General features: G+C 39.2%; 8 protein-coding genes. 1 reads left to right on the top strand and 7 read right to left on the bottom strand.

Annotated features, from left to right (window positions below):
* Positions 1 to 292: 292 nt before the first annotated feature.
* The 4 genes from glnG to glnA form a co-directional block, all read right to left on the bottom strand.
* The gene (gene glnG / locus N7931_RS14675) at positions 293 to 1,711 is read right to left on the bottom strand and encodes a nitrogen regulation protein NR(I) (RefSeq protein WP_262795094.1); all 1,419 of its coding nucleotides are present in this window, start codon (positions 1,709 to 1,711) and stop codon (positions 293 to 295) included.
* A 6-nt stretch (positions 1,712 to 1,717) separates the two neighbouring features.
* Entirely contained in the window at positions 1,718 to 2,773 is a 1,056-nt protein-coding gene (gene glnL, locus N7931_RS14670; RefSeq protein ID WP_262795093.1) for a nitrogen regulation protein NR(II), read from the bottom strand.
* Between the two features lie 90 nt (positions 2,774 to 2,863).
* On the bottom strand, positions 2,864 to 3,412 hold the full coding sequence (locus N7931_RS14665; RefSeq protein ID WP_262795092.1) for a DUF4124 domain-containing protein: 549 nt from the start codon (positions 3,410 to 3,412) through the stop codon (positions 2,864 to 2,866).
* Between the two features lie 116 nt (positions 3,413 to 3,528).
* Positions 3,529 to 4,935: a glutamate--ammonia ligase gene (gene glnA, locus N7931_RS14660; RefSeq protein WP_262795091.1), complete on the bottom strand. Its 1,407-nt coding sequence runs from the start codon at positions 4,933 to 4,935 to the stop codon at positions 3,529 to 3,531.
* Positions 4,936 to 5,385: 450 nt separating this feature from the next.
* Here glnA and typA point away from each other — a divergent pair, with 450 nt between their 5' ends.
* Positions 5,386 to 7,206 carry a translational GTPase TypA gene (typA, locus tag N7931_RS14655; RefSeq protein WP_262795090.1) on the top strand — a complete coding sequence of 607 codons (1,821 nt, stop codon included), beginning with the start codon at positions 5,386 to 5,388 and terminating at the stop codon, positions 7,204 to 7,206.
* Between the two features lie 288 nt (positions 7,207 to 7,494).
* Here typA and N7931_RS14650 read toward each other — a convergent pair whose 3' ends face one another.
* Genes N7931_RS14650 through metJ form a run of 3 tightly spaced genes read right to left on the bottom strand, consistent with a single transcriptional unit; the run spans position 7,495 to position 11,052 of the window.
* Positions 7,495 to 8,331, bottom strand: a complete 837-nt coding sequence (locus tag N7931_RS14650; protein ID WP_262795089.1) for a CPBP family intramembrane glutamic endopeptidase — start codon at positions 8,329 to 8,331, stop codon at positions 7,495 to 7,497.
* Positions 8,332 to 8,352: 21 nt separating this feature from the next.
* On the bottom strand, positions 8,353 to 10,692 hold the full coding sequence (locus tag N7931_RS14645; protein ID WP_262795088.1) for a DNA polymerase II: 2,340 nt from the start codon (positions 10,690 to 10,692) through the stop codon (positions 8,353 to 8,355).
* Positions 10,693 to 10,704: 12 nt separating this feature from the next.
* Positions 10,705 to 11,052, bottom strand: a complete 348-nt coding sequence (gene metJ / locus N7931_RS14640) for a met regulon transcriptional regulator MetJ (protein ID WP_262795087.1) — start codon at positions 11,050 to 11,052, stop codon at positions 10,705 to 10,707.
* Between the last annotated feature and the right edge of the window lie 19 nt (positions 11,053 to 11,071).

The following is an 11,071-nucleotide window of genomic DNA, read 5'->3' as shown; positions in this document are numbered from 1 at the left end:
TTGAAGGCCTAATGGATTAAGTCAAAATGCTGCAAAGCTTCCGCTCCATGCTCTCGCCCCTTACCTACATCCATGTAGGTAACAAAGAGTAAAAAAGCATTTAGGACGAACCCAAAGGGCAGCGTTTGTTTGGCATTTCTTCTGCGTTATAGCTCATTTATGTAGCTCACTACACGTCAATCGCTATGCCTTGGATAAATACCAAACAAAACTGCTGCAAAATTGTATTCAAAAGATCAACAGACCCTAGTTTTGTTTTGGCGCAGTCATTTGTTTTGACAGAATAAAAAGGTTAAATATTTAACTCTTTCATTTTTCGGGTAATAGTATTTCTTCCCCAGCCTAAACGTTTGGCGGCTTCCTGTTTATGGCCTAAGGTATGGTGTAGCGCGCGCTTGAGCATAATGGTTTCAAATGTTGCCATGGCTTCATCTAAAATATTATCTTTACCGCTTGCCAGTTGCTCATCTACCCAGTGAGTTAATAAAGTTTGCCAGTCACCTTCAACTTCTGCGGCGCTAACTGCAACTTTATGCGGCTGACTTTCTAATAACTCTGGCGGTAAATCAGAAATTAAAATTTCCTGACCACTTGCCATTACGGTTAACCATCGGCAGGTGTTTTCCAGTTGGCGAACATTACCCGGCCAAGGTAATTTACTTAAAAACTCGGCCGCTTCTTTTGAAAGTCGTTTTTCTTCCACTTTCATTTCTTTGGCTGCGCGGCTTAAAAATTGAGTTGCCAAACGTGGGATATCTTCCTGACGCTCTTTAAGTGGTGGTAAATGGATACGAATTACATTTAAACGATGAAATAAATCTTCACGGAATTTGCCGTCTGCCACCAATTTTTCTAAGTTTTGGTGAGTTGCAGCGATAATTCGTACATCTGCACTTTGTGGTTGGCGACCACCAACCCGATAAAATTGACCATCGGCCAAAACACGCAATAAACGAGTTTGAACCTGTAAAGGCATATCACCTATTTCATCTAAGAATAAAGTGCCGCCATTCGCCTGTTCAAAACGACCTTCGCGTATGGCATTTGCACCGGTAAATGCGCCTTTTTCGTGACCAAATAATTCTGACTCTATTAAGTCATTAGGAATTGCAGCCATATTCAGCGCAATAAATGTATTATCGCGGCGTGGGCTATGTTTATGCAGTGCACGTGCAACCAGCTCTTTACCTGTACCGGATTCACCATTAATTAATACACTAATGCTAGAGCGTGATAAACGGCCTATTGCACGAAAAACTTCCTGCATTGAGGGCGCTTCACCAATAATGTCAGTTGAAATATTTTCTACTTCTGGTCGCGCCCGTTTCTTTTTGCTGTTTTCAATAACATGGGTTAACGCGCGTTGAGTTAAACTTACCGCGTCGTCAATATCAAAAGGCTTTGGTAGATATTCAAATGCGCCACTTTGATAAGCATTGACTGCTGAATCTAAGTCAGAATGCGCAGTCATGATAATAACCGGAATATCAGGATCGTGTTGGTTAACCTGATTTAATAAGTCCATACCATCCATTTCCGGCATTCGGATATCAGAAATAATGACATCCGGACTGTCGTTTTTTAACGATTGCAATAAGTCTATTGGTGACTCAAAACAGGTATTGCTGATACCGGCTGCATCAAGCGCCTTTTCAATCACCCAGCGAATTGAACTGTCGTCATCTACAATCCAAACTTTCGTTGCACTCATAACAAATCAATTCCTTAAATCTATAGGAAGATAAACTGTAAACTCTGTGCGCCCCGGCCAGCTCTCACAATGAATTCTTCCTCTGTGTTGGTTAATTAGGGTCTGAGAAATGGATAACCCAAGTCCAGTACCATCTGATTTTGTTGTGATCATCGGATAAAATAATGTGTCTCTGATGTTCTCTGGTATACCCGGACCATTATCGATAATTTTTATTATTGCTGTCAGTTTATGGCGTTGCCCATGAATGGTTTCTTGATTTGCGATACGGGTTTGAAAGGTTATTTTTCCATGTTCCTGATTTTGCAGTGCTTGATAAGCATTGCGCACAACATTTAATAAAGCTTGATAAACCTGTTCTTCATCCATATTAAAATCAGGAATACTCGGGTCATAATCGCGGACAAAATTAATATTGCTGTTTTCATCTTCAAGCTCAATTAAGCGCCTGATTTGTTCAAGAATTTTATGAATATTACCCATTCCACGTTGTGGTAATTTATTAGGGCCTAATAATCTGTCTACTAAATTTCGTAACCGGTCAGACTGACTAATAATAACTTGAGTACATTCTTTTAAACCTTGATCATCCAGCATTTTATCTAATAGTTGCGCGGCACCACGAATACCGCCAAGTGGGTTTTTAATTTCGTGAGCTAACCCTCTGATTAAATCGCGTGATGCCAGCATTTGCGATTGAACAAAGCTTTCTTGACTGACTTTTTTAATTTGATCAATGGTGTGAATTTCAATTAATAATGATGCACCGTCATGGGTTTTTATTGGCGTGAATGTCATTTCAGCCATAGTGTGATGTTCATCCATGGTAACCAATGAAACTTCGGTTTCGGTAAAGCTTTGTTGAGTTGGAACCGCTTGTTGAACTCTTTCTAAGTCAAATGAACTGTATCTGAATAACTGAGCAAAATTAAGCTCTTGTAAGCGACGTACGCTTAATTTAAAAAAGTTTTCAGCAGCAGGGTTCGCATAAATAATTTTTAATTCTGCATTGGTTATTAAAATGCAACTGCTGATGTTATTTACAATAGATTCACTAAACACGATAGCCTCATTGCTGATAGTGGTGCACTATGTTTGTGCATTTCACAATAATGCAGCATATTCACTGCATTATTCAAGCCCAAATTAGCGCTAATTCGCAGGTACTAGGCTAGCTTGGTGCATATAAAAAATCACTGGTTTGGACGATGCAATAAGCTTGCCGTTTAGGTCGGTTAATTCGACTTTTAATTGATGCTCGCCACGATATACCTGCTGGAGCTGAACTTTGGTAAGTCGATTGACTGTTTTAACGGCTTTGCCATCTAAATAAATCACAAATTGATAAGCAAAATTAGGCTCAGTATTTAGCTGAAAACTTACCTCCATTTCGCTTTGGTTATTTCTGATAGTGGCTTGAGGTTGTGGGTTTAATATTGTGATTTGATAAACAAAAGGTTGAGGTTTTTGATTACTGGCTGCACTATTTGATTTAGCTTGGGTAAGTGTTGCCGGCATATTTGGGATATTTTGATTAACCTCTATTTGTTTTGCATCTGGACGAGGTTTATCGGTAAAAACAGTCACCCCTTGTTCATTTACATACTGATAAATTTCGGCTTTAGCTGAGAAAATCCCACCCATAATGCATGGTAATATTAAAAACCATAATTTAAGTATTAGGTGCTCACGAATAAACATAAAGACTGTGTTTTTCAATTAGGCGTTTATTTACTCTAATCGCTGAATTTGTTTTTAGCCATAAAAAAAGTCCGCCTAAGCGGACTTTTTAAAACCGAATAACTTAAATTGAGTTATTAGCAGCTGTAGTATAATTGGAACTCAACTGGGTGTGGAGCAACACTAACTTGTTGTGCTTCTTCAGTTTTAAGCTCAATATAAGCGTCGATCATGTCGTCGCTCATTACGCCACCAACTGTTAAGAATTCACGGTCAGCATTTAAACATGCTAATGCTTCTTCTAATGAACGAGCAACTTTTGGAATTGCTTTTTCTTCTTCAGCAGGTAAGTTATATAAATCTTTGTCCATAGCTGCGCCTGGATCGATCTTGTTGATGATACCGTCAAGACCAGCCATTAACATAGCTGTGAAACCTAAGTATGGGTTTTGTGTTGGATCAGGGAAACGACACTCAATACGACGTGCACGATCTGTTGTTACGTATGGGATACGGATTGATGCAGAACGGTTACGAGCTGAGTAAGCTAACATAATTGGCGCTTCGTAATGTGGTACTAAACGCTTGTATGAGTTAGTTGAAGCGTTAGTGAAAGCGTTGATTGCTTTAGCATGTTTGATGATACCACCGATGTACCATAAAGCTTCTTGTGATAAACCAGCATATTTGTCACCAGCAAAGATGTTTTTGCCATCTTTAGAAATTGATTGGTGAACGTGCATACCAGAACCGTTATCACCTAATAAAGGCTTAGGCATGAAAGTCGCTGTTTTACCGTAAGCGTGAGCTACGTTGTGGATAACATATTTTTTAACTTGAACTTCGTCAGCTTTTTCAACCATTGAGTTGAACTTAGTAGCAATTTCGTTTTGGCCACAAGTTGCAACTTCGTGGTGATGAGCTTCAACTACTTGACCCATTTCTTCAAGAATTAAACACATTGCAGCACGGATGTCGTTTGCTGAATCGACTGGTGGAACTGGGAAGTAACCGCCTTTAACACCAGGACGGTGACCCATGTTACCGTTTTCGTATGATTTACCTGAGTTCCAAGCTGCTTCTTCAGCATCTACGCTGTAGAAAGCGCTACCCATTTTTTGTTCAAATTTAACATCTTCAAATAAGAAGAACTCTGGCTCTGGACCAAAGAAAGCATCGTCACCGATACCTGTTGATTTTAAGTATTCCATTGCACGTTTAGCAATTGAACGAGGGTCACGGTCGTAACCTTGCATTGTTGCAGGTTCAATGATGTCACAACGTACGTTTAAAGTTGCTTCTTCAGCGAACGGGTCTAAGATAGCTGTAGATGCATCAGGCATTAAAATCATGTCAGATTCGTTGATGCCTTTCCAACCAGCGATTGAAGAACCATCGAACATTTTGCCTTCAGTGAAAAAGTCAGAAGTTACTTGGTGAGCTGGAATAGAAACGTGTTGTTCTTTACCTTTAGTATCAGTGAATCGTAAGTCGACGAACTTGATTTCGCCATCTTTCAACATATCTAGAATTTCTGCAGACATTGCATTTCTCCGAAAATTATAATTTAACTAGCGCACATCATGAACTACGCCTTGCGACTTAATAAGCAACAAACATGCCAACACGCCAATGGTGCATTTTACTGGGTTTTTGTCACTTATAAATAGCAAAGTTTTAATTTACTGCATTAATGTGGTGCATTTATGCGTTATTATGGTGCATTCTGCACTCGTCATTACCGTGCGACTCCACCAAAAATTAGCCTGCCTAAAATACAGTATTCTCAGACATAAGAGCAATAGCCAAACTGCTTTTTTCTTTATTCAGACAAGTTTTTCGACATTATTGCTACTATAAGTCGACCGGACTGTGTACAATGCGCGCAATTTCATCAAGGTTTCAAATTAGGCTGCTAATTTTAGTTAACTAAAATGGCAGGTTTTTAACCTGATAAGACGTTATTTATTTTATTTTCAATTGGAAAAAGCCCTGTGTTAGATAAATTAAGAAATATTGCGATCATCGCGCACGTTGACCACGGTAAAACAACCTTAGTTGACAAACTATTACAGCAGTCTGGTACGTTAGAGTCTCGTGGTGATGCCGGCGAGCGCGTAATGGATTCTAACGATCTAGAAAAAGAGCGTGGTATTACCATACTTGCTAAAAACACAGCAATTGATTATCAGGATTACCGCATCAACATTCTTGACACACCGGGACACGCCGACTTTGGTGGTGAGGTTGAACGCGTATTATCTATGGCTGACAGCGTTTTATTATTAGTTGACGCGCAAGAAGGTCCAATGCCGCAAACTCGCTTTGTAACTCAAAAAGCATTTGCGCATGGCTTAAAACCAATTGTCGTTATTAATAAAATCGACAAACCAGCTGCTCGTCCAGACTGGGTAATTGATCAGGTTTTTGATTTATTTGTAAATTTAGGCGCAACTGATGAACAATTAGATTTTTCTATTGTTTATGCGTCAGCAATTAATGGCTGGGCAACTCATGATGAGGGCGAAACCGGCACAGATATGACACCATTATTTGAAACTATCATTGATAAAGTATCTCCACCAGATGCAGATCCTGCTGGTAGTTTCCAAATGCAAATCTCTCAGCTTGACTATTCAAGCTATGTAGGGGTTATTGGCATTGGTCGTATTAAGCGTGGTTCAGTAAAAGTAAATCAGGCAGTGACAGTCGTTGGCGCTGACGGCAGCAAACGCAATGCTAAAATCGGTCAGGTATTAGGTTACCTTGGTTTAGACAGATACGAGCGTCAAGAAGCGGGTGCAGGTGACATTATCGCGATTACCGGTGCTGGTGAATTAAAAATTTCAGATACGCTTTGTGATCAAAACAATGTTGAAGCTTTACCTGCATTAACGGTTGATGAGCCAACCGTTACTATGACTTTTCAGGTTAATACCTCACCATTTTGTGGACAAGAAGGTAAATTTGTTACTTCACGCCAAATTTTAGAACGCTTACAGGACGAGTTAGTTCATAACGTAGCGTTACGTGTTGAAGAAACAGAAGATCCGGATAAATTCCGTGTATCTGGCCGTGGTGAACTTCACTTAGGTGTATTAATTGAGAATATGCGTCGTGAAGGATTTGAATTAGCGGTTTCTCGTCCAGAAGTTATTATTAAAGAAGACGAAAACGGCAATAAGATTGAACCAATTGAAACCATGACGGTTGATATTGAGGAAGAAGATCAAGGTTCAGTAATGGAAGCTTTAGGTTTACGTAAAGCTGAAATGACCGACATGGTGCCAGACGGTAAAGGCCGAGTTCGTATCGACTTTACAGTCCCTAGCCGTGGTTTAATCGGTTTCCAAACTGAGTTTATGACAATGACTTCTGGCTCTGGCTTACTTTACCATTCATTTGATCATTATGGTCCACACAAAGGTGGCACAATTGGTCAGCGCAAAAATGGTGTATTAATTTCTAATGGCCAGGGTAAATCATTAACTAACGCGTTATTTACTCTACAAGAGCGTGGCCGTTTATTTATCGGACATGGTGTTTCTGTATACGAAGGTATGGTCATTGGTATTCATAGCCGTGATAACGATTTAACAGTTAACCCGTTAAAAGGTAAGCAGTTAACTAACATTCGTGCAGCCGGAACTGATGATGCGCAAGTATTAACGCCACCCATTGTTTATACATTAGAGCAAGCGTTAGAATTTATTGATGACGATGAATTAGTTGAAGTGACTCCAAAAAGCATTCGTATCCGTAAGAAGTTTTTAACTGAAAACGAACGTAAGCGTGCGTCACGTAGTAAAGACTAAAGTGCAAAGATTAAAGTGAAAATACTAAAATCATAAAGATTAGCTTTAAAGCTTAAATTCATATTAAAAAGCACCTTCGGGTGCTTTTTTGTTTTTGGGGCATTAAAAATGAATAGCTCAAATTAAAATTGCCTTGTAAGTCGGGCTTTAGCCCGGTCAATCAAAGTATTCAACGGACTTAAAACCCGATCTACAGAAGGACAATACATGATTTAACCATTCAAAATTAAACTGTCCTAGCGAATTCAACATAGTGATAAGGGAAGATAAACACAAGAAAGTAATTAGTTATCCAGAATTGACGCTAACGATTAAATAAGGATAAGTAAAAAAGACTAAGTGCAGGCAGTTAAAGCCAAAATGAGCCAGAATGGGGTATAGGATATTATCGGTTTTTAAGTATATCCAACCATACAATAAGCCAGCCATAGTCGCGACCATTGCATAAGCTACTCCAGCGGGCAAATGTGCTAAGCCAAATAATGCGGCCGTAATTAACCATGCAGAGTTGGGGTGCCATTTTGCTAATTCGGTTTGAATAAAACCGCGAAACAATAACTCCTCACCAAAACAAACTAAAACTAAATTTTTAAATGCCCAAATAGACAATAAACTGAGTGGCAAAGTTTTTACATCGAGCGCGACCAGTTGTAAAGCTATCGCAGTTAAAAAAATCACCAAACAGGACAAGCTAAAAACCAGTAGTAATTTTAGGGCTCTATCCAGCGTAAGTGGCTTTGTTTTAAATGAGCGTTGTAATAAAGAAGGTGCAGAGCATAAAACAATTAAGCCTAAAATCAGCTTATCAAAATTATAATAAATATTAACCTGCTCAGCATTACTGGAGAATTGAACTTGAGTGATAAAAAAGCTTGGTGAATCAAATAAGTGCACAGCAAAAGCCGCCGCAAATAAAACGCAGGCAAAAGCAGATAAAATTTTGACTAAGTTATATTGGATACTGGCACGATAATAATAACGAAAACACAAATATAAAAGCCCGCTAACGCCTAACCATAAAGTTGAAAACTCAGGGTTGATTGTTGTAAAAGGCAATGCAAATGAAAAGCCAATTAATATAAAGCTGATAACTAAAATAAGTGGGGTGAGTATTTGATTTAACATGATTTTTATTATTTATGATGATTAAAACAGACTGAGTTGGCGGCTGTTCAGTTGAGTAAAACTTAAACCAATAAAAGGTAAAATTCCCTCAGCAATTGGTTTAATTTGTTTATCAATATAATGCTGATAATCAATGATGCTGGTTTGGTACTCAACTGGTTCTGGGCCATTTAGCGTGATCAGATATTTAATCCAGCCTTTATTCTGATATTTTAAGCGTTTGCCCAGTTGCTTGTTTTTATTATCGGCTAACCTGGCCGCGCGAACTTGTGGCGGAATATTTTTTACATAAGCTTCTAACTTACGGCGCAGGCGTTTTTTGTAAATAAGCTGGTGATCTCTGTCACCATTTTGCACCTGACTGATTATGGTTTGAATATAATGTGTCGGATTTTGCTCAGCAAATATAATCCGGTACAGCTCGGTTTGAAACTCGTGTGCTAACTCTGTCCAGTCACTGCGTACGGTTTCTAGCCCTTTAAATACCAGCTTATCCTGATCCGCTTGTTTAATTAAACCGGCATAACGTTTTTTACTGCCAGCTTCAGAGCCACGGATAGTTGGCATTAAAAAAGTAGAATAAAGCGTTTCAAATTCTATTTCTAACTCGCTGGTTAAATTAAACGCTTGTTTTAACTGGTTTTGCCAATATTGATTAATGCCATCAGCCAGTTGTTGACCTATTTGTTTGGCTTGAGTTGGATCGCTAATCTGTTCCAGCCAAACAAAAGTTGAATCGGTATCGCCATAAATGACTTCGTAGCCTTGCTGCTCAATCCACTGAGCCGTTTGTTGCATAATTTGATGACCACGCATGGTAATTGAGCTGGCTAAACGGGTATCGTAAAAGCGGCAACCGCCTGAGCCTAAAACCCCATAAAACGAGTTCATAATAATTTTAATGGCTTGCGAACGCGCAGCATCTTTTTCTTGTTTGGCTTGATCTCTTTGCTGCCATAAACTGGTGATAATATCTGGTAAAAAATGTTTTTCGCGTGAAAACTTTGCGCCTTTAAAACCCTCAATTGCGTTATCCGGTTCATTTAAACCTTCAATTAATCCCATTGGATCGATTTTAAAAGTGCGGATAATCGACGGATACAGGCTTTTAAAATCCAGCACCAGCACGTTTTTATATAGCCCAGGTTTGGAGTTCATTACATAACCGCCGGGGCTGGCTAAGCCGCCACCTTGAGGTAAGTTTGGTGCGACATAACCTGCTCTGTGTAATTTAGGTAAATAGAGGTTAGTAAACGCAGCAACTGAGCCTCCTTGCCGGTCTAATTCTAATCCGGTGAGTTGGGTGCGCAGGCGTAAAAAATCAATTAGTCGGGTTTTCGCAAAAATCTGGCTAACTAGGCGGCAATCCTCTAGGTTATAGCGGGCCAGTTTTAATTTGTTGTGCAAAAAATCATAGGTGATCTGTTGACCGCGATTATCTACATCTTCAATCAGTTTTTGTTTAGCCAATAATTGCTGCGAGACATGCTGCAAACTAAAACTGTCGAATTGATAAGTTGCGACTTTTAATGCATCTATACCATCAATCACAACGCGGCCGGCAATACTGACATACCCTATGCTTTTATCGGTTTTATTATCGCGCCAGCTAATTGCAGAATTATCTCTGCCTAAAGTCAGGGTGACCTGATTTAACTCCGCGCGTTTTATGAGCAGCCTGAAATCAAAATTAATCACATTCCAGCCAATAATTAAATCCGGATTAAGCGCTGAGATTTGTTTAACCAACTCAATTAACAAGCTTTTTTCATCAACCACCCAAATTATGTTTAGCTCGCTGTTTTGTTGTTCACCTATCATAATCACTATTTCGGTTTGATCATTTTGTAGAGCAACAGAATAAAGTTCGCCTTGCATTGAGCATTCAACATCGAGCGAGATATAACTTAAATCAGGTTGGTAATCGCAGGGCTTAATTTTAGGGTTGATAAATTGCTGTTGAGCTTGCTGATCGCCTGAAAACTCAACCGAGCCATAAATAAAACGCTCAGTTAAGATGCGGTCGGCTAATCTTAGATCATATTCAAAGCAGTCTATATTGGCTTGTTTGAGTTTATTTAATGCTGAGTTTTGTGCTTTTAAAGTTTGAAAATACAAGGCAGCGACAGGTTGGCCGCTAAACGTTTTAAGCGGAATATCACGCCATTCAAATGCTAGCCTGGCTTGAGTTAAGTGCTGAGTGATTTCAGCTTTTTCGTTACTAAGAACAATAAATACCGGTTTTTGTTGAGTTAATACTAACTCGCAAGCGCCGTTTGGCGTTGTCAGCCAATAATGTATTTCACAGCCAGCAGCCGTATCTCTGGCATTTCGGGTTAAGATAAAACCTTGGCTGAACATTTTGTAAGTTGACTATTCGTCAGAATCTAGAATATCGTCTTCGCTAAATTCAATGCCCATATCTGCCATAATTTGCCGTGCTTCAGCCGGAATTCTATGTCGGCTGTCTTTTGCTAAATCATTATCTGTTGGTAATGGCTGGCCAGTAAATGCATGCAAAAAAGCTTCGCACAATAACTCACTATTGGTGGCGTGTTTTAAATTATTGACCTGACGGCGGGTTCTTTCGTCGGTTAATACTTTTAGTACATTGGTTGGAATTGAAACAGTAATTTTTTTAACCATTTCACTTTTTTTGCCGTGTTCAGCATACGGATGAATATATTGCCCGTTCCACTTTGTTGAGTTGGTTGTTTTCATTGTATTTGTCTAATGCCTG

The organism is Catenovulum sp. 2E275 (assembly GCF_025515275.1).
Lineage (GTDB): Bacteria > Pseudomonadota > Gammaproteobacteria > Enterobacterales > Alteromonadaceae > Catenovulum.
This window is presented reverse-complemented; position numbering and strand designations above follow the sequence as displayed.

Excerpts from the sequence above, each read along its gene's own strand:
- glnG (WP_262795094.1), bottom strand. The coding sequence starts at position 1,711 with ATGAGTGCAACGAAAGTTTGGATTGTAGATGACGACAGTTCAATTCGC.
- N7931_RS14665 (WP_262795092.1), bottom strand. The coding sequence starts at position 3,412 with ATGTTTATTCGTGAGCACCTAATACTTAAATTATGGTTTTTAATATTA.
- glnA (WP_262795091.1), bottom strand. The coding sequence starts at position 4,935 with ATGTCTGCAGAAATTCTAGATATGTTGAAAGATGGCGAAATCAAGTTC.
- N7931_RS14650 (WP_262795089.1), bottom strand. The coding sequence starts at position 8,331 with ATGTTAAATCAAATACTCACCCCACTTATTTTAGTTATCAGCTTTATA.
- N7931_RS14645 (WP_262795088.1), bottom strand. The coding sequence starts at position 10,692 with ATGTTCAGCCAAGGTTTTATCTTAACCCGAAATGCCAGAGATACGGCT.
- metJ (WP_262795087.1), bottom strand. The coding sequence starts at position 11,052 with ATGAAAACAACCAACTCAACAAAGTGGAACGGGCAATATATTCATCCG.